Here is a 19520-nt window from a genome sequence, read left to right as displayed (position 1 = left end):
ATCGACAACTCCGCCCGAGAGTAGCATTGGATTGAGTTTGCTGACTTTAACTTTCACGTTTTTTACAGCCGGAAACTCTTTGTAAATTGAGTTTAAAATTCTGTAACCAACGTGTTCAATGGTTTTGGAAGCAATTTCCATTTCGGCTTTAACCAATTTGTAAACACTTTGGTAATTAATCGTGTTTTCTAAGTCATCGCTGTTTTCAACAGCCGATGTATCGTAATCTATGCTGACATTTACTTCAAAATAATTACCAATAATTTTCTCTTCTTTGTAGCAGCCATGGTAAGCCAAAAACTGCATGCCTTCGATAAAAATTGTACTCATAAATATATTTTCAGCAAAAATAGTATTTTTGTGATTATATATAAATAAGACCTCGTAGTTCAGCTGAATAGAACGTCAGATTCCGGTTCTGAAGGTCGGGGGTTTGAATCCCTCCGAGGTCGCAAAAAACAAACAACTTATTATTAACTTGACGATTAGTTATTAAAAAAAGTGTAGATTTGTTGCGTTATATTAAGAAAAACTAAAACTTATTATTTTGAAAACACACAAACATATTTTAGTTGCAATTTTGCTTATTGCCGCTTTGCCGATGACTGTTTTTTCTCAAAACGAAATTTTGGGAGGTCGTATTAATGGTAATTTTCAGATGGATGCTCAGTATTACAGACCCGACTCGCTTATTGGAGCAAAACCTGTTAGCGAAAAAATGTTGATGAACAGTTGGACTAACATCATTTACACTTCGGGAAATTTCAATGCCGGAATGCGTTTTGAAACTTATTTGAATCCAATAAACGGATACGACATCAAATATAAAGGTAGCGGTATCCCATACTGGCACGTCGATTACAAAACAGGACAATTCCAGATTACAGCAGGAAATATCTACGAGCAATTTGGTAGCGGTATGATTTTCAGAACGTACGAAGAGCATAATTTGGGTTTGGATAATTCGTTGTACGGATTAAGAGTTAAATTCAGACCGCACAAAAGCATCGACCTTAAAGCTATTTACGGAACGCAAAGATATTATTGGGAAAAAGGACCCGGCATCGTTAGAGGTATTGATGCTGACGTATTTTTAAACGATCTTATTCCATCATTTGAAAACTCGCCGTTGAAAATAAACTTAGGCGGTAGCTTTGTCAGCAAATACGAAGATAACGAACAGATATACAACAAATATAAAGATTCAAATCACCCCAACGAGTTGCTGATATTGCCTTTAAATGTTGGTGCTGGCGCAGGTAGAATAAATATGATTTATAAAAACTTCAGTCTAACCGGCGAGTACGTCAGAAAAGTCAACGATCCTAACGACAAAAACGGCTATATTTACAAACCAGGCGAAGCAATGCTTGTTAGCTTATCGTACAACCAAAGAGGTTTTGGAGCTTTTATACAAGCAAAACGCTTGGATAATATGACTTTTAAATCGAGACGTACGGGAGCCGACAAAGCTCTTGATATAAACTACTTGCCATCGATAACTAAGCAACAGACTTATTCTTTGGCTTCGCTATATCCGTACGCAACTTTGCCTAACAATGAAATGGGTTTGCAAGCTCAAATTAATTACAAAATCAAGCGTAACACTCTTTTGGGTGGCAAATACGGTGTTGACTTGTCATTGTCGGGTTCGATAGTAAACGGAATTGAGAAAACTCCTGTACCGGGTGAAGAAATTTTTGAAACCACTAACGGAACACTTGGTTACACCTCATCGTTTTTTAAACCCGGCAAAGATAACTACTACAAAGACTTGATTTTGGAAATTGGTCATAGGTTTACCAAATCGTATAAATTAATTTTTACTTACATGTATCAAGGCATCGACAACTTTGTTGTTCAAGGTCATGGCGACTACATGAAAGCTCACATATTTATTGCCGATAACTCTTACAGAATTACTACCAAGCAATCAATCAGATTTGAAGCACAGGCAATGTTCACAGAGCAGGAAGAAGGCGATTGGGCTTATGCTCTTGTTGAGTATTCTGTAGCTCCGAAGTGGTTTTTCAGCGTTGCCAATATGTATAATTTTGGAAACCCAAATCCCGACCAACGACTACACTATCCTTTGGTAGCTATGGCGTATAACAATGGAGCAAACCGCATTCAAATTTCGTACGGACGTCAGCGCAAAGGCGTTGTTTGTGTAGGCGGAGTATGTCGCGAAATGCCGGCTTCAAACGGATTAACCGTATCTTTAACCACTAATTTTTAATCGTTTAAAAACAATATCATGAAAAGAAATATATTATACATAGTAGCAATTATAATCGGTTTGTCTTATGCTTTTAGCAGTTGTGATGTGATAGATTCGCCTTACGTTGAAAAGCAAGAAATAGATACTTCGTTCAATTGTGTTACTCCTGAGTTTCCGACTGTTCAGTCGCCGTACAAACGAGTTTTGTTGGAAGATTATACCGGACACCTTTGCGTAAACTGTCCTAAGGCAGCACTAATAGCAAGCGATTTGAAGGCGAGGTACAAAGATACTTTGGTTGTTGTAGCCGTTCATGCAGGTTTCTTTGCAAATCCTGCCGGCGGATATGATTTCAGAACGACTTGCGGAACCGAGTGGGACGACTATTTTAAAGTCGGACTAAACGGAAATCCCAATGGAATGATAAACAGATTGAAATACTTAGAAGGAGCGCATGTCTATCAGCCATCGGCTTGGAATAACGGTATTAGAGAAGCAAAAAATGCAACTCCCGAAGTAGAACTGCAAATTATTAATGATTACGATGCTGAATTGGATAATCTTTGTATTCATACAAAAACAACTTTTTTAACGCCTATTTCAGGCAGGGCTTTAAATCTTAACGTAGTTATAATTCAAGATAAGATTATTGCTCCGCAACATAATAACGATCCGAATGTTGGAAGCACGCCTACAATTGAAGATTACGAACATAATCATGTTTTGGTTGGAGCCGTTAATGGCACCTGGGGAACACCAATTCTTAGCGCTGAAGAAACTTCAACAGACCCGATTATTAAGACTTTTCCTGTTCATGTGAAGAGAATTAATACAATAAACACTCCCGTACCCGAAAACTGTACGGTTGTCGCATTTATTTCCGACTTAAACACTAGAGAAATCCTGCAAGTAACCGAATGCAAAGTCGTAATTAATGAATAGGTTTATTGTTAAATACATTTTTAAACCCTTATGGATTGTAATTAAATCTGTACTGTTATTTATATTATTTTTGGTTGTAGTTGCCGCACTTGTGCATTTATTTGTTCCGCGTTACGATTTTCCGGATAAAAATAAATTTGAAGGCAATTTTTTATACAATCCGTACAAAAACTTTAAAGCCGAAAATACAATCAGAGGTAATTTCCACATGCATTCAAATGCATGGGGAGGTTTTACAAACGGTTCTAAAAACACAGATGAAGCAATTTTTGAACGCTACGAGTACATGGGTTTTTCTTCGCTTTCCATAAGTAATTATCAAACCATTAATGAATACAAATCCGACGAAGAAAGCTACATACCCAATTACGAACACGGTTACAGCATATTTAAAAATCATCATTTGAATTTGGGAGCAAAAAAAGTGGTTTGGTTCGATTTGCCACTGTATCAAACGCTTAGCCAGAAACAATATATGATAGATTTGCTGAAAAAACACTGTGATTTGCTTTGTGTCAATCATCCGGCTTTTTTCCACGGTTATAGACCAAAAGATTTTTCTTATCTGACAAGTTACGATTTTATTGAAGTGCTTAACGGTTACGAAAATTCAATATCGCACTGGGATAGTGCTTTGTCGGCAGGCAGACCGGCTTTGTTGTTGGCAAACGACGACATGCACGATGTTTATAATTGCTACGGGGTGGCTTCAAGGTTTAATCTTGTAAATACCGAAAGTAATAAAAGAGAAGATGTGTTTAAATCCTTGTCCGAAGGGAATAACATAGGAGTTTGGGTCAAAAATCACGATGTGGAATCGTGGGAAATTAGAAAAGCCAGACTTGACAGTATGAGCATGCCTTCAAAGATTACTCTTGTAAATGATACGTTTTGTGTTGAGATGACAAAAAATGTTTCCAGATACGATTTTTTTGGACAAAACGGTAGGTTGCTCAAACGTGTAGAAGGCGGCAAAAGTGCTTACTATGTCGTAAAACCAAGCGACACTTACGTAAGACTTGTAGCTTATCTGAAAACCGAACAGTTTTTCGACGGAATACAATTGTTTTTCAATCCGATTATGCGTTCATCCGATGGCGATATTCCGCCAATGCCGAAGGCGGTCGTCAATAATGCCAAAACATTTATAGTTAGGTTAATAATTGTTGCTGCTGCGATATTTGCAGTCGCTTATACGGTAACACGAAGAGTAAACAGACGCAAACGTAAAGTATAAAATTTAAGATAATAATAAATGCGCAAATTAAGAGTTATTACGCCTTTGGGTTGGCTTCTGATAATTTCTTTTGCAGTACGCCTTGTGCTGGCTTGTGCATTTCCGCTTGGCAACGATGAGGCATATTATTATGTTTATGCCAAGTTTCCGAGCTTAAGCCATTTCGACCATCCGGGTATGGTTGGTTGGATTATTCAGCTTTTTACTCTTAATTTATTGTTTTCATCGGAGTTGTTTATACGATTGGCGGCTGTCGTCTTAGGCACTTTTAACACTTGGCTTATTTACTTTATTGCTCTAAAACTGTGGGATAGTAAGTCCGCTTTTATTGCGGCTTTGCTTTACACGTTCAATTTGTACGGATTTATAATTACAGGTATTTTCATTTTACCCGATGCTCCGCTGACGACGTTTTGGTTACTGGCTTTTTATTTCTTTGTCAATGCGTTTTTCATACACAAAGACAACAAAATCAGGGTACGACACAACTTTTTGTGGGCTTGTTTTTTCACGGCTTTGGCTTTGATGTCGAAATATACCGCCGCATTTTTATGGATAGGCAGTTTAGCTTTCATCGTAATATACCGCCGCAAATGGTTAAAAACTAAAACTTTTTACATAGGACAGTTTATTATTTTGTTGTCGCTGTTACCAACGCTTATTTGGAATATCAATAACAACTTTGTAAGCTTTGTTTTTCACGAAAGTCGTGTAGCTATTGGTAGTCCTGAAATAAATTGGCAGTATTTCATTCAATTTGTCGGTGGAAACGCATTATACACAAATCCGTTTATTTTTGTGTCGCTTTTGTTTATTATAGTTTTGAATATCAAGCATTTGTTCAAGAAGCAATCTACACCGCAAGGTTTTATATTGTATTTATCGTTGCCGATTATTTTTGTTTTTATTGTTGCATCGCTTTATAAACAAACATTACCGCATTGGAATGGAGTAGGATACCTGATGTTGTCGCTATTATTGGCTGAATATATAAGCAAACGCAAACGTGCAAAGTTGTATATTGGAATTATTGCTTCATATTTTATAGCTTTTATTTTGGTAGCTCCTTTACAGATAAAAACAGGGTTTATTCCTATCGAAAAAATAAGCAAGAACAAAAATCTCATCATCGATGATTTTTCTTTAGAATTGTACGGTTGGGATTTCCTGAACGATGAATTTATCAAGTTAGCGAAGCATTACGAAGATGAAGGTCTGATGCAAAAAGATGCTCCTATATTGGCGTCAAGGTGGTTTCCTGCAGCCAATTACGAGTATTATATCGAAAGAAAATCGCCACAGCATGTTGTTTATGCCTACGGCGATACTATTGATATTCATGAATATGCGTGGATTAACAGCAAAAAGCCAATCTTAAACAAAGGTTCCGATGCTTATTATTTAACTTCAAGTATTGATTATCGTCCTTTGGGAACTATGACGGGCATAGCATTTGAGCAATACAGCATTCCCGATACTATCAGGATATACAGATGCAATAAAAATGTTTATGATTTTTATGTTTTTAGATTAAATAGGATGTTGTATTCGGTGTATAGGTGAGGTTATTGGCTATTAGCTGTTGGCAAATAAAGTTAGAAATTAGTGCTTCGGCGAGCTCAGCAACCAAAGTCAGAAATTAGAAGTTCCAATATTTTCGCGCTTCGATACGCCTTCGGCACTCAGCGACCGAAAATATTGTTAGCGGGTGCGGTGGCTGAGCGGCGTCGAAGCCCCCGTTCTCACTAAGGATTTATTTCGAACTCCATTCAGAAGAAATGTATGCCGTCCTTTTTAAACTAAAATTTTTGGCTATTGTTTTTCCTTACCGTGAAAGATAATCTAAACGAAAAGAGCGAAGTTTATTGATTGCAAAATAGTTTAACAAAATCGCAGACACTCTTCCGAAACTTCGGGACAAAACTTACCCGCAACTCGCAACCCGTAACCCGCACCCCGCAACTCAATACTCAGAACTACCCCAATCACCATTCACCGACCACTCCCGAATTCTCGGGACAAGCCACTACCAATCGCCATTACACGTACATAAGACTACATCCCCTAACGTCGCTGCTATCAAATCGTCCTAACACTTCAAAAGAATTATAGTGGTGCATTTTGCCTAAATCTTGCGTAGCTATAAACGAGCAGGAGTTTATATTTGCCAAATCAATTATGTTAATTCCACCTCTTTTGTTTTCGGTGGATACGTTGAGTGGGTCGTTTGTGTCGGCTAGTAAGACTTTCATCCATGGAGGAGTTTTGAAAACACCATCTTTCAACGACCACGCCTGCGATAGCAATTCGGTCATGCCGTACTCCGAGTAAATATTATCAACACCAAAACTCTTTTTTAAAACCTTGTGCAGCTCTTCTCTGTCTATTTCTTCCTTACGACCTTTCATGCCGCCGGTTTCTACAATTATTGCGTTTTTAATTTTTATAGGACAAGTATTAGCCATATCCAATAGTGCGTAAGTAACGCCGAAAAGCATTATCTTTTTATCAGTATTTTGCACTTTTTCAATATCAGATTTTAATTTCTCGAAATCGTTTAGATAAAATCCGCCATAATTGGTTTTGGTTTTTATCATTAGTTTTTCAACCATGTAAACTAAAGACGAATTACCTTGTTCCAAGTACGAAGGTAGCAGTCCGAATATGATGTAATCGGAGATATTGCCGAAAAAATATTCAAAACCTTTGGTAAAACTTTTTTCGTACAGGTTTAAATCTAATATATAATGCTTGCTTCGCTGTTGCTGAGTGGTTCCGCTACTAATAAAAACGGCTTCTTCGGGAGCATCGCCGCAGGTTATTCTGTGAGTCTTAAAAAATTGAATAGGCAAAAACGGTATTTGTTCAATGTTGGAAATACTGTCAATATTCACACCTAAATTATCGACAAACATCTTGTAAATATTATTGTTTGCGTACTGATATTTAAAAATCTGCAATGCGAGATTTGTAAATTCTTCATTGGAATTAATTTTAAAAATCTCGTTTTTCAGCGAATGTATTTCCATGTTTGTACTTTTGTTATCTTTGTTTTAAAATTAATGAAATGAAACACTCAATAAAAGTAGTCTTTTTTTTAGGAATAGTTGCAATATTTTTCAATTCTTGCGTAAATAAAATTCAGTATTCGGAGATTCCATACATTGAATTTGTTGGCTTTTCCGTTGTAAAAGCTCATAACGATACCGATTCGCTTGGTTATGTTACCATTTCATACACCGATGGCGACGGCGATTTGGGTTTTTTATCAACGGATACAAATAACTTGACGTACGATTTTTTTATCAAACTATTTCAGCTCAAGAATGGCAACGATGTAGAGCTTTTGCCACCTGATTCTACTTTTACTTTAAATGCTCGACTTCCTTATCTGACACCCGAAGGCGACAATAAAAACATAAAAGGCGAAATAACTATGTTGCTTGAATTGTACTTTATAACGCCTGTACTTATCAGCGATACGGTTGCTTTTGAAATTTTTATTACCGATAGGGCACACAACCAAAGCAATGTTGTGAAGAGTCCTTACTACGTGCTTGCAAGATAAGTTTATAAAATCGTTTTTATTTCCAGTAAATTTTTCACCGTATAGGTTGCACAATTTTCAGCAATATTTTCTTCCGTGTAGACCCATATTGTGTCAATGCCTGCATTGTGAGCTCCCATAATATCCACGTCGTAATTGTCGCCTATCATTATGCTTTCGTTTGCATTGGCTGAGGCAGCACATAGAGCGAAACTGAATATTTCTTTATGAGGTTTCATACTCTTTGCCATTTCGCTAGTAGTTATGGTTGTAAAGTGTTTGTACAAATCGTTTCTTTTAAACCTTTCGTGCATAACTTCTTCAAAACCGTTGGTTATAACATGTAGCGAGTATTTTTTCTGCAAATAATCTAACAAATCTAAGGCACCTTCAAAAAAGTAAGTCTTTTTACCGATTTCGTGTACAAAATAATCTGCCATCTGTTTACCAAGCTCTTTGTCAACTATATTGAAAGCTGCAATTGTGTCGTTAAATCTTCTGAAATTAAGCGTGTATTTATCTATTTCGTCGTTTCTGTACATCTCCCACAACCCTGCATTTATTTCTTCGTATTTTTCCTTAAATCTCTGATAATCAATGTCGTTATTGATTATGGAGATGTTGAATTTGTAAAACAATTCTTCTTTAACTTCCAACGAAATCCGTTTAAAATCCCATAAGGTTTGGTCTAAATCAAAAAAAACGTGCTTATATAATTTTGTTTCTTTCATATTTCTTTTCAACAAATTTGAAGGGCAAATTTATAAAATTGTTGAGAATGGTTTTGGAGGGTTTGTGTGGGGAAATGAGTTTTGAGTTTGAATAAATTTAAAGCAAAGTGTTGCTCAGCTTTTCAAGCACTTTCGAATATCTTGTATTATTTTTCAACTCTTGCCCTAACTCTTGCCCTAACTCTTGCCTCAACTCTTGCTCAAAGCAGCAAACCATACGATAATACCCCCCCAAAACCCAAAAAGGCTGACTTAAGTATAAGGTCAGCCTTTTTAAATTTATAGTTATAGTCAATTATTATTCAAGAAACGAATCTCCACCGCCCATTACTTCAAATAGTAACCAAGCTACCAGTAGGGTAACGAAAATGTTAAATAATTGGGCTATCAAGAAGGTGTAAGTTGCTTTGCGGTTGGTTTTGCTTATAAGTTGTTTGAAATTTGTTTCCAAACCTATAGATGTAAACGCCAATGCAAACCATAATTTTTGTGCCGATTTAAGGACTCCTTTAGTAGCGCCAACTGTTTCGCCGGAAAATATAAACGAAAATATTAATGATGCGGCAACAAATCCTAATACAAATTTTGGGAATCTGTCCCAAATAACTCTTGCTGTGGGTTTTTCTTCGCGATCCGATTGTCCTGTAATAGACCAATATATTGAGATAACAAAAGCAGCGATACCCAACAGTACGTTTTGCGACGATTTAACAATCATAGCAACTTGTTCGGCAATATCGCCATAGAAATCACCACTGGCGGCAACAGCACCGGTGGTATCGATAGTTCCGCCAAACCATGCTCCTGCCAATACTTCCGAGAAGCCTAACCATCGAGCTATTAAGGGCAGCAATATAATCATAGGCACAGCCACAACAAGTACCAACGAAATTACGTATGACAGCTTAACTTTATCGCCTTTGATAGCACCGGAGGTAGCAATAGCAGCCGAAACACCGCATATTGAAACCGCACTCGATAGCATTACACCAAGGTCTCTGTCAACACCCATTTTTTTACTTAGCCAGAAACAAAAATTCCATACAACCAAAATAACCACAATAGCTTGTACTAAGCCGTAAACTCCGGCTTCCATCATCGATTTGAATAAAATTCCGGCACCCAAAAGAACCAACCCTATTTTAACAAACAATTCGGAGGTCAGACCGTCTTTTACCCATTGTGGCATTTTGAAAAAGTTGCTTATTATCAACCCGAAGAGAAGACAGAAGATAACAGTTTCTAATCCCCATGTATCCATGTAGTGATTGCCCGAAATTATGCAAGCCAATATTGTTAATACGAAAACTGCAGGATAAATTTTCAACATGTTTTTTAAAGGTTTGTTGGTAAATATACCTGCAAGGGCTGTGAATATGTAAAACACGATAAACAAAATTCCTATTTTGCCCAAATTGTTCAATGACAAAACTTTTCCGGTAAGTGTTTCGGCACTGTCCCATTTAAAAGTGGGCCATTTTATGCTCATGTTTCCAAAATGAGGAGAAAGCATAAATACGGCAATAAAAATGATAATAAAACCCAATAAATTAGCCGTCCAGTCTTCTGTTAGTTGTAATTTTTTTGATTTCATACTCATGTAAATTTGTTTTATTAATTATAAAAGAAAAACACGCCACAATATTACGTAATTATTGGTTATGAGATTGTTTAATATTGACGACGTGTTATATCTTATTTGTTAATTATGAAGGCAAATTTAATAAATTTTCATTATAAGGCATAACAAAAAGTTTTTATTAAGATAAAATTACAATTAATTACAAGAAACTAATTAACGAAAAGTTGCACAACCAAAACAAACAAATTTTACATACAGTCGATTTTTTTAAATTTTCTATAAAAAACAATATTAATTATACCTTTGCAAAAGATAAAAACAGATAAAGTGGAAATTACAACATTACAAGAGTGGTTGGGTACGGATAAGCCCTTAATAGTGAGTGGTCCGTGCAGTGCCGAGAGTTACGAGCAGGTAATGCAGACGGCTATTGCTTTGCGAAAAATTCCCGAAGTTAGAATTTTTCGTTCGGGGGTATGGAAGCCGCGCACTCGCCCTAAGGGATTTGAAGGTGTTGGCTCCGAAGCTTTACTTTGGCTTAAAGATGTGAAAAAAGAAACCGGGCTGTTGACTGCCGTCGAAGTTGCTTGTGCTCAGCATGTGGAAGAAGCGCTTAATAGCGGTATTGATGTTGTTTGGTTGGGAGCTAGAACGGTTGTAAATCCGTTTTTGGTAAATGATATTTGCAATGCTCTTAAAGGGACTGATATTCCCGTCTTAGTAAAAAATCCTTTGCATCCCGATGTTAATTTATGGATAGGTGCTATGGAGCGCCTTAATGATGTCGGGATAACTAAGATTGTGGCAGTTCACCGAGGATTTTTTTATTACAAAAATACCGAGTACCGAAATCAACCTATGTGGGAAGTTGTTATAGAGCTAAAACGACAGTTTCCAAATCTGCCTATTATCAACGACCCAAGCCATATTGGAGGCAAAAGGAGCGTATTGTTGCAAATTGCTCAAAAGGCATTCGACCTTGAGTTATCGGGACTTATGGTTGAAACTCACATCAATCCCGACGAAGCCCTTACCGATTCGCAACAACAAATAACTCCGGAGCAATTAGCCGATATGCTCAGCAAAATTGTTTATCGTAAGGGTTTTAGCGAGGACAAAACTGACAACAAGATGGAATTGCTAAGACAAGAAATCGACAAACTTGACGCTGAACTTTTAGATATTTTAAACAAAAGGTTTAATATTATTAAAGAAATAGGCGTTTATAAGAAAAACAATAATATTACCATATTGCAGATTGAGAGATGGCGCGAAATGTTCAAAAACCGACTTGATATAGCACAAAACATGGGCTACGATTCGGCTTTTATTAAATCGCTTATAAATATTATTCACGAAGAGTCAATACGACTACAGGAAGATATTTTTAATGATGAAGATATTTAGAGTGTAGTAAGTGTTGGTAAACGTAGAATTTTTTGGTATTACCGTCTGATAAAACTTTGAAGTTGAGGTGCGTGGCTTTTAGCCATTAGCTTTTGGCTCTTGGCTGTTAGCTAGGTTTAGCCAACGGCTAACGGCTAACAGCTAACAGCTAACGGCTATTTCCAATTAAACCGTTTATTTAAAGCTTTGCAGGCAATATTTTTACAAAGAAACAGCACTTAATAAAATATCTTGTACTTGTGCGTAGCTTTTAGCTGTTAGTAGTTTTAATCTTATTTTTTTGAAGTCGTAAACGTTTCTAAAATATCCCGAGTAAAGTCTTCTCATTTCAATAATAGCTTTGGTTTCGCCTTTGTTATCAATTGCAATTTTCAGGTGTTGCAAACAAGTGTCTATCCTAGTTTTTAAATCAACATCATCTGTTATAATACCTTTGTTGAGGTACTCTTTAACTTGACTGAATATCCACGGATTTCCTATTGCAGCTCTTCCAATCATAATTGCATCAACTCCGTACCTGTCGAACATTAGCTTAGCGACTTCGGCACTATTAACATCGCCGTTGCCGATTATAGGAATTTTAATGCTTTGCATATTCTTTATTTCGCCTATCAGTGTCCAATCGGCTAAGCCCGAATACATTTGCGAGCGAGTTCTAGCGTGAATTGTAACAGCAGCAACACCCACATCTTGCAGGCGTTGTACTATTTCAACTATTGGCTTATCAGTTTGATCCCAGCCTAATCGGGTTTTTACGGTTACCGGAATATTAACAGCATCGACAATAGCTTTTGTTATGTCAACCATAAGAGGTATATTTTTGAGCAAAGCTGCTCCCGAACCTTTGAGTGCGATTTTTTTTACAGGACATCCGAAATTAATATCAATAGTATCAGGCTTGAATTGTGCAATTATTTTAGCAGATTCAGCCATTGTATTTACATCATTCCCAAACAGTTGAATGCCTATAGGTCTTTCTTCGGGAATGAACACCATTTTATCAATGGTTTTTTGAACATTCCTTATCAATGCTTCGGAAGCGACGAATTCGGTAAAGACCATATCGGCACCGTGTTTTTTGCATATTAGTCTGAACGCCGAGTCGCTAATATCTTCAAGCGGCGCTAATAGAACCGGCTTGTTTCCTAAATTAATATTTCCAATTTGCATGGTAAAATCAGAAATTGTATCTAATACCCGTTTTAATGCCTAATGTGAGTTCGTCGGTGGGTTGATTATCTTTGCCAATAAAAATAGGTTTGAAAAACCATCTGCCAACGGGCGTGAGTGTTACACTTAGTTTGTCGATAATTTTATAGTTAAGGTCGAGTCCCAACAGCATATCTACGTAAAAATTGTTATAGTTCGGCGCTTCAATTTCGGTTTCATTTATTTGTCTGAAATACGGCATGTTTTTGAAAGATGTTTCACCGATTTTATTAATATCAGATTGCGAAGTCATAAGTCCGAAGCCTGCTGCCGAACTTATCCACGTTGAGAAATTGCCTACGCTAAAAACTTTTCTGCCAACACCAAAACTTGTTGTAAAATAGTTGTAATTTGCATTGATGAACATGTTAGAATTGTGATTAGTAACTCTAAAGCCAAGGGTATCAGGATCTTCAGAGCCTGGTGTTACATGTCCCAACATAGGTTTATAAGTTTCGTAATTGACAGCCATCTCGTATTTTTCCGAATTAAAAGACATGCCCACGTTGGCAAAAAATTTGACCTTTTCTTTTTCAAAACCTGCAGTAAGACCAACATTGTGGAACATACTATTGCTTATTCCGTTGTAAACATTTTCGGGCAGATAATTTACCGCTAAAGCAAAATTATTCGACTTAGCATTTGTGTGCTCCAAACCATCAAAAGTGTAGTAATGTTTTGTCGATTCTTCGAATAATTGCGGAATTGTGTAGTCGTACTTGCTTATAAATAGTGGAGCATCAATGGTTTGCGCATTGCTTGCCAAAGACAACAATTCACTTTCAATATTTAAAACATCGCTCAAAAGTTCATTTTCGGGTATAGTTAAATCAAGGAAAGTTGCAATATCAGTACTTAATGTTTCATCAACTAAATTATTAGTAGATGCGATATTATGTGAAATGTTTTGTTGTTTTGGACTGATTATAGGTAAAATAGTTTCGCTTTTTTCGGTAGATTTTATCGGCTCTTGACCTACATTATTGTCAATAATATCAGGTTTTGGCTGAGTTTGAACAATTATATTTTCCGGCTCGTTTATTGTTGATACATTATTGTTTAACCACGAAAAAGCAATAATCAGTAATGCGATTGAAGCTGCAGCCAATGATATTGCCGAATAGGTTTTAAATCTTTTTACCGACCTGATGCGAGCCAATCTGGCACTTATTGCTATCCAAACCGATTGGTCGGGCGAATGTACGGGCAAGTTTTTCTTAGCTTCTTGTATGGTTTTATCCAACTGAATTTGGTCTAATTTTTTTTCAATACCGTTCCATACATCACTTGAAGGCGAGTGCGTTGGGAGATTTTGAAAAAGTTTATTGTCGTTCATTTCAGTTAAATAATAATGTTCCAATTTTTTTCTGCAACAATTTTTTTGCACGAAACAGCTGCGATTTTGAAGTACCCACTGCTATATTCAACATTTTTGCAACTTCTTCGTGAGTGTATCCTTCTACTTCAACAAGCAAAAACACTGTTCTATACCCGTCGGGTAGCGAAAGTATCGCCTGTTCTAACAGTTCGCCATCAATTGCTGACGGAATAACAACATGATCATCGTCGTGTACTTCATCTATATCAGCATTGACCAACTTTCGCTCCTTAGTTATAATTCTAATAGCAGTTCGCACAACAATTGTTTTAATCCAAGCTCCCAATGTTGAGTTAAATTTAAACTGATGCAAGTCGGTAAAAACCTGTATAAATGCTTCTTGCAGAGCTTCGTTAGCATCGTCGTAGTTGCCTGTAATTCTGTAGCATATAGTGTACATGGCATCACAATATCTTTGGTACAAAGAATACTGAGCCTGTCGGTCGTTTTTCAAACAACCTTCAACTATATCTTTTTCAACAGAATCTTGCTTTTCTACTTTAAACTGCACAGAATATTAATTTAACTCATCAAAGGTACTGTTTTTCTGTTATTATATCATATTATCAGCAATTTCTGTATTGGTAAAGGGGAAGTTTTTGGCTGTTTGGTTGCGTACTGCGTAAAAAAAATGTATCATTTTTTTTACGCAGGGTGGTTAGTGGTTGGTGGTTGGTGGTCAGTGGTCAGTGGTTGGTGGTTAGTGAGAGTTGTTCAGAAGTTTCGGGAACTAAACTCCTAACTCCTAACTCCCGACCACCATTCACCACTCACCATCCACCACTCACCCTTCACCCATCACCCATCACCCACCACCCACTCACTATTCACCATCCACCACTCACCCTTCACCCATCACCCACCACCATTCACCACTCACCCCCTTAACAAATACTTATTTTTTCCTTAACAGTTGTGTAATATTAAAATGGTTTTTTTGTAACATATTAACAATAAAATAACAAAACCAATGAAAAAATTAACATTACCACTATTATTAATCTTTATTTTGTCGATTTTTTCGGCTTTTGCCGATGAAAATCCAAGTAGTGCAAGCCCTGGTTCAGTTACCGGTAGAGTAGTTGACGAAAAGGGTTACGTACTGCCCGGAGCAACAATTACTATTGAAGGGACAAGCATGGGAACCATTTCCGACCACGATGGTTTTTTCCGTATTGTAGGATTGCCCAATGGTACTTATACGGTAAACATCTCCTACGTAGGATTTACACCCGAAAAGGCATCCATAGTTATCGAAAACAATCGTACGGTTTCTACCGGTACTATAGTTCTTGCAGAAGGTTTGTTGATGCAGGAATTTGTTGTTACAGCCAGTAATGCGCAAAATAAAGCTATGTCGCAACAACGTAGCGATATTAACATTACCAATGTTATTTCAGCCGATCAAGTATCTCGTTTCCCAGATTCCAATATAGGTGATGCTATAAAACGTATTCCCGGAATTAGCGTACAATACGATCAAGGTGAGGCTCGTTTCGGACATATCAGAGGTACGTCTCCTGATTTGAGTTCGGTTACAATTGACGGAACACGTGTTCCTTCAGCCGAGGCTAAAGTTCGTTCGGTACAGTTAGACCTTATACCGGCAGATATGATTCAGGCTATTGAGGTAAACAAAGTTGTTACACCCGATATGGATGCTGACGCTATTGGTGGTTCGGTTAACTTAGTTACTAAGAGCCAACCTGCAAATCAAAGAATTACTGCATTAGTTGGAAGCGGATATAACACAATTTCACAAAAACCGACTTGGAATTTCGGATTAGGTTATGGAAATCGTGTTTTTAAAGAAAAACTAGGTTTTGTTGCTTCTATTTCGTTTCAAGATAACCCTTTAGGTTCAGATAACGTTGAGTTTGAATGGAGCAAAGATGATGACGGAAAACTTTATGTTGACGATTATCAAATTCGTCAGTATTTTGTTCATCGCCAACGTCAGAGCTACTCTTTAGCTTTAGATTATGTATTTAATCCCGACCACAAAATAGAGTTGAGCGGCATGTACAACAAACGCTACGATTGGGAAAACAGATACAGAATGAGAATCAGAAATATTAAACCTGAAGGCGAAGACGAATATAGCGCACGTATAGAGCGTCAGGTTAAATTCGGAACTGAACCTACCAGATATACACGTTTGGAAGATCAGGAGGTGCAAACCTACACTTTGAGAGGAGAACACCACTTCAATCGTTTGGCTATGAAATGGAAAACTAATTACTCAAGGGCTTCGGAATATCGTCCCGACGAGAGATACATTAATTACAGATTAAGCGGAGTTGAGTTTACTAACGATTTATCTAATCCACGTGTACCAATGGCTTCGGGCTTTAATAAAGATATAAACGATTTCACACAATTCAAATTCCGCGAATTTACCGAGTCTGACAAATATACCTACGACGAAGACTATTCCGGTAAAGTTGATTTCAAATTACCCATAAATCCATCGAAGAAAAACAAGAGTGAAATTGCATTTGGTGCATCTCACAAAGTGAAAAACAAAAGCAACACCGTTGACTTCTACGAATATGAACCTGTTGACCAAGACGCTTTTGATCAACTTGTATATGACCACCTTATAGACCAAACTCGTTCTAATTTCCTTGCAGGCGATTATAAAGCAGGTTTGTTCCCCGACAGAAAATATTTTGGAGATATTCCGTTAGAAGGTAATCCTGATTATGAGAAAGAAGAAATTCTTGAAGAACAACTTGCCAATTTTAAAGCAAAAGAAGTTGTTACCGCTGCTTATGTACGTTACGACCAACGTTTGTTCAGACAATTGGATTTAATTTTAGGATTGAGAATGGAAAGAACCTTATCCAACTACGAAGCAAATATGTGGGATGAAGATGAAGATATAATCACTCCAATTGTAGGTGAAGATAAAAGTTATACCAACTTTTTACCCAACTTAATTGCTAAATGGAACATAACTAAAAATTTAAAACTTAAGGGAGCTTGGTCGAATACTTTGGCAAGACCAAAATACACCGACTTAGCACCAAGACAATCTATCAAATACGGAGATGAAGAAATATCGATTGGTAACCCTGAATTGTCACCAACCAGATCTATGAACTTCGACCTCATGTTGGAATACTATACCAACGGAAACGGATTGCTTTCGGCAGGTGTATTTTACAAAGATATTTCCGATTTTATTGTTGATGTACGTTATGCCGACTATTATTACTTAAATAGGTTATGGAAAACTTTTACACAACCCATTAATGGTGGCGATGCCGATTTGTTAGGATTTGAAGTCGCTGTACAACAAAACTTGTATTTCTTACCCGGATTTTTACGTTATTTCAATGTTTATACAAACTACACTTTCAATCACTCATCGGTTAAGAACTTCAACTACGAAGGACGTGAAAACGAGGAGTTGAGTCTTCCGGGAACACCAAAACATACTTTCAACGCAGCATTAGGATTTGAAACCAAGAAATTCTCGGCACGTATATCTTATAACCTTGCATCCGACTTTATTGACGAGTTAGGAACTGAAGCGTACAAAGACAGATACTACGACCGCGTAAATTATTTAGATTTTAACGCAAACTATAAATTGGGTAAATATTTGAATATTTTCGCCAACGTAAACAATATTCTTAACCAACCTTTACGTTATTATCAAGGAAGCAAAGAATACACTATGCAGGTTGAATATTACAACTTCCGCTTTGATGCTGGTGTTAAGTTCAATTTTTAAAACACTGATAATTTAAAGGTATGAAAAATAAACAAATAATTTTATTAGTTCTTGCGGTACTATTTTTAAGTCCCATATTCGCCCAAAGGGGTGCGACTACAAAAATAGTATTTGATGACGGATTCAATTTTTATCTTGCCAACGACTTAGGACGCAACGGCTCGTATTTTCAGAAAGATGTAGCCGAGGTAATGGGAAACATGGCAGACGAGTTAGATATTGAGTTTGTTGTTGCAGCCGGCGATGTACATCATTATAATGGTGTACAAAGTATAAACGACCCAATTTGGATGACCAATTACGAGCTTATATATTCGCATGGCGATCTGCAAGTTAGCTGGTATCCTATACTTGGCAATCACGAGTACAGAGGCAATACACAGGCGGTGTTAGACTATTCTAATGTTTCAAGACGTTGGGAAATGCCTGCCAGATATTATGTTAAGCATATTGAGGCAGATTCTGACGGAGATTATTCGTCGGTAGATATTTTCTTTTTAGATACTTCGCCACTTATTAACAAATACCACGAGGAAAGCGATAAATATCCTGATATTCAAAAACAGGATAGCACGGCTCAACTTCGTTGGTTAGAAAAAGAGTTGGCACAGTCGAAAGCCGAATTTAAAATTGTTGTGGGTCATCACCCGATTTATGTATCGGAAAAGAAACGTGTTGACGAAAAAGACCTTGTAAAAAAACTTGACCCTATTTTACGCCGTCATAATGTTGATATATATGCAGCCGGACACTCGCATACGTTTCAACATCTTACAAAACCGAATACAGGTGTTCAGTATATTGTAAACGGTTCGGCTTCAAAAGGCAGAAAACCTATAAAAGGTCCCGATACACAGTTTTGTTCATCTGACGAAGGTTTCTCGGTTATTTCGGTAGGAAAGAATGTAGTTAGAATGACCTTTATTAACTACAAAGGTGAACCGATTTATTATTTTGATGTGAAAAAGTAATTGGCTATTGGCTCTTGGCTGTTAGCCGTTGGCAGAGTTAGTTCTGAGTTCTGAGTTCTGAGTTACGAGTTTTTCAACTCAATACTCCCGACTCATAACTCGGAACTTCTGACTTCTGTCTTCCGACTTCCGACTAATATTCCTTGTATCTATAGCTCATTTTTACCGTAACATCTCTATTTAGAAGTGTTTTTTCAAAAAATGTAGACAAGTTGGGACTTATTACGGATATGTTAGTACGTAATCGTTTTGTTCGAGCAAATCTATGTCGAGCAAATATCGTTTTTCTACTAAGTCGTATTTTTTTATTGTATCCCAACTGGTAGTTCGTATTACTTCATCATCAAAAACAGTTATCATAGCAGACTTCCTTCCTATGTAGCCAAATGTTCGTTCAGCACAATAATAATTATAAGAAACTCTCTTTGATGGAGGAATTTTTTTATTATGCTCGAAACTATCGGGTAATAGTGTATCTGAATTGTTTTTCATTGTTTTATAATTGCAAAAAATAGTATCAGAACTGTTATTCACCAAAAAAACCTGGGTATGA

16 protein-coding genes and 1 tRNA gene are annotated in these 19520 nt (G+C 36.9%); 9 read left to right on the top strand and 8 right to left on the bottom strand.

Going from position 1 to position 19520, the window contains the following annotated elements; all coding sequences use genetic code 11:
• A partial coding sequence (folB, locus tag PHP31_04935; protein ID MDD3738619.1) for a dihydroneopterin aldolase occupies positions 1 to 330 on the bottom strand: 330 nt, incomplete at its 3' end.
• A gap of 48 nt (positions 331 to 378) precedes the next feature.
• On the opposite strand from folB, the gene PHP31_04930 reads away from it, so the two are divergent.
• The 5 genes from PHP31_04930 to PHP31_04910 all read left to right on the top strand — a co-directional run bounded on the left by PHP31_04930 (position 379) and on the right by PHP31_04910 (position 5963).
• Positions 379 to 452 (top strand) — tRNA-Arg (locus PHP31_04930).
• A gap of 95 nt (positions 453 to 547) precedes the next feature.
• Positions 548 to 2239: a DUF6029 family protein gene (locus PHP31_04925; GenBank protein ID MDD3738618.1), complete on the top strand. Its 1692-nt coding sequence runs from the start codon at positions 548 to 550 to the stop codon at positions 2237 to 2239.
• 18 nt (positions 2240 to 2257) lie between these two features.
• The gene (locus PHP31_04920) at positions 2258 to 3163 is read left to right on the top strand and encodes an Omp28-related outer membrane protein (GenBank protein ID MDD3738617.1); all 906 of its coding nucleotides are present in this window, start codon (positions 2258 to 2260) and stop codon (positions 3161 to 3163) included.
• The gene (locus tag PHP31_04915; GenBank protein ID MDD3738616.1) at positions 3156 to 4400 is read left to right on the top strand and encodes a hypothetical protein; all 1245 of its coding nucleotides are present in this window, start codon (positions 3156 to 3158) and stop codon (positions 4398 to 4400) included. The genes PHP31_04920 and PHP31_04915 overlap by 8 nt, the downstream gene beginning before the upstream one ends.
• Positions 4401 to 4418: 18 nt before the next feature.
• Positions 4419 to 5963 carry a glycosyltransferase family 39 protein gene (locus PHP31_04910; protein ID MDD3738615.1) on the top strand — a complete coding sequence of 515 codons (1545 nt, stop codon included), beginning with the start codon at positions 4419 to 4421 and terminating at the stop codon, positions 5961 to 5963.
• A 476-nt stretch (positions 5964 to 6439) separates the two neighbouring features.
• On the opposite strand, the gene PHP31_04905 is transcribed toward PHP31_04910, so the two are convergent.
• Positions 6440 to 7429: an acyltransferase gene (locus PHP31_04905; GenBank protein MDD3738614.1), complete on the bottom strand. Its 990-nt coding sequence runs from the start codon at positions 7427 to 7429 to the stop codon at positions 6440 to 6442.
• 38 nt (positions 7430 to 7467) lie between these two features.
• On the opposite strand from PHP31_04905, the gene PHP31_04900 reads away from it, so the two are divergent.
• Entirely contained in the window at positions 7468 to 7968 is a 501-nt protein-coding gene (locus PHP31_04900; protein MDD3738613.1) for a hypothetical protein, read from the top strand.
• A 2-nt stretch (positions 7969 to 7970) separates the two neighbouring features.
• Here PHP31_04900 and PHP31_04895 read toward each other — a convergent pair whose 3' ends face one another.
• Together PHP31_04895 and PHP31_04890 are read right to left on the bottom strand one after the other, a co-directional pair.
• The gene (locus PHP31_04895; protein MDD3738612.1) at positions 7971 to 8678 is read right to left on the bottom strand and encodes a YjjG family noncanonical pyrimidine nucleotidase; all 708 of its coding nucleotides are present in this window, start codon (positions 8676 to 8678) and stop codon (positions 7971 to 7973) included.
• A gap of 298 nt (positions 8679 to 8976) precedes the next feature.
• Positions 8977 to 10272 (bottom strand): putative sulfate exporter family transporter, encoded by a 1296-nt coding sequence (locus PHP31_04890; GenBank protein ID MDD3738611.1) that lies wholly within the window; start codon positions 10270 to 10272, stop codon positions 8977 to 8979.
• Positions 10273 to 10587: 315 nt separating this feature from the next.
• Here PHP31_04890 and PHP31_04885 point away from each other — a divergent pair, with 315 nt between their 5' ends.
• Positions 10588 to 11667 (top strand): chorismate mutase, encoded by a 1080-nt coding sequence (locus PHP31_04885; protein ID MDD3738610.1) that lies wholly within the window; start codon positions 10588 to 10590, stop codon positions 11665 to 11667.
• A gap of 201 nt (positions 11668 to 11868) precedes the next feature.
• On the opposite strand, the gene dusB is transcribed toward PHP31_04885, so the two are convergent.
• From dusB to PHP31_04870, 3 genes are read right to left on the bottom strand one after another with little or no spacing between them, the layout of a single operon-like run.
• The gene (dusB, locus tag PHP31_04880; protein MDD3738609.1) at positions 11869 to 12837 is read right to left on the bottom strand and encodes a tRNA dihydrouridine synthase DusB; all 969 of its coding nucleotides are present in this window, start codon (positions 12835 to 12837) and stop codon (positions 11869 to 11871) included.
• A gap of 7 nt (positions 12838 to 12844) precedes the next feature.
• Entirely contained in the window at positions 12845 to 14212 is a 1368-nt protein-coding gene (locus tag PHP31_04875) for a hypothetical protein (GenBank protein MDD3738608.1), read from the bottom strand.
• Position 14213: 1 nt separating this feature from the next.
• A complete protein-coding gene (locus tag PHP31_04870) occupies positions 14214 to 14765 on the bottom strand; it encodes an RNA polymerase sigma factor (GenBank protein ID MDD3738607.1) in 552 nt (183 codons plus the stop codon).
• A 459-nt stretch (positions 14766 to 15224) separates the two neighbouring features.
• On the opposite strand from PHP31_04870, the gene PHP31_04865 reads away from it, so the two are divergent.
• A complete protein-coding gene (locus tag PHP31_04865) occupies positions 15225 to 17996 on the top strand; it encodes a TonB-dependent receptor (GenBank protein ID MDD3738606.1) in 2772 nt (923 codons plus the stop codon).
• A 20-nt stretch (positions 17997 to 18016) separates the two neighbouring features.
• A complete protein-coding gene (locus PHP31_04860; protein MDD3738605.1) occupies positions 18017 to 18967 on the top strand; it encodes a metallophosphoesterase in 951 nt (316 codons plus the stop codon).
• Between the two features lie 222 nt (positions 18968 to 19189).
• Here PHP31_04860 and PHP31_04855 read toward each other — a convergent pair whose 3' ends face one another.
• Positions 19190 to 19459, bottom strand: a complete 270-nt coding sequence (locus PHP31_04855; GenBank protein MDD3738604.1) for a hypothetical protein — start codon at positions 19457 to 19459, stop codon at positions 19190 to 19192.
• Positions 19460 to 19520 lie beyond the last annotated feature (61 nt).

The sequence above is a fragment of the Lentimicrobiaceae bacterium genome, from assembly GCA_028697555.1.
Classification (GTDB): domain Bacteria; phylum Bacteroidota; class Bacteroidia; order Bacteroidales; family UBA4417; genus UBA4417.
Note: the sequence above shows the minus strand (reverse complement) of the source record. Positions and strands in the feature narration are given on the sequence as shown.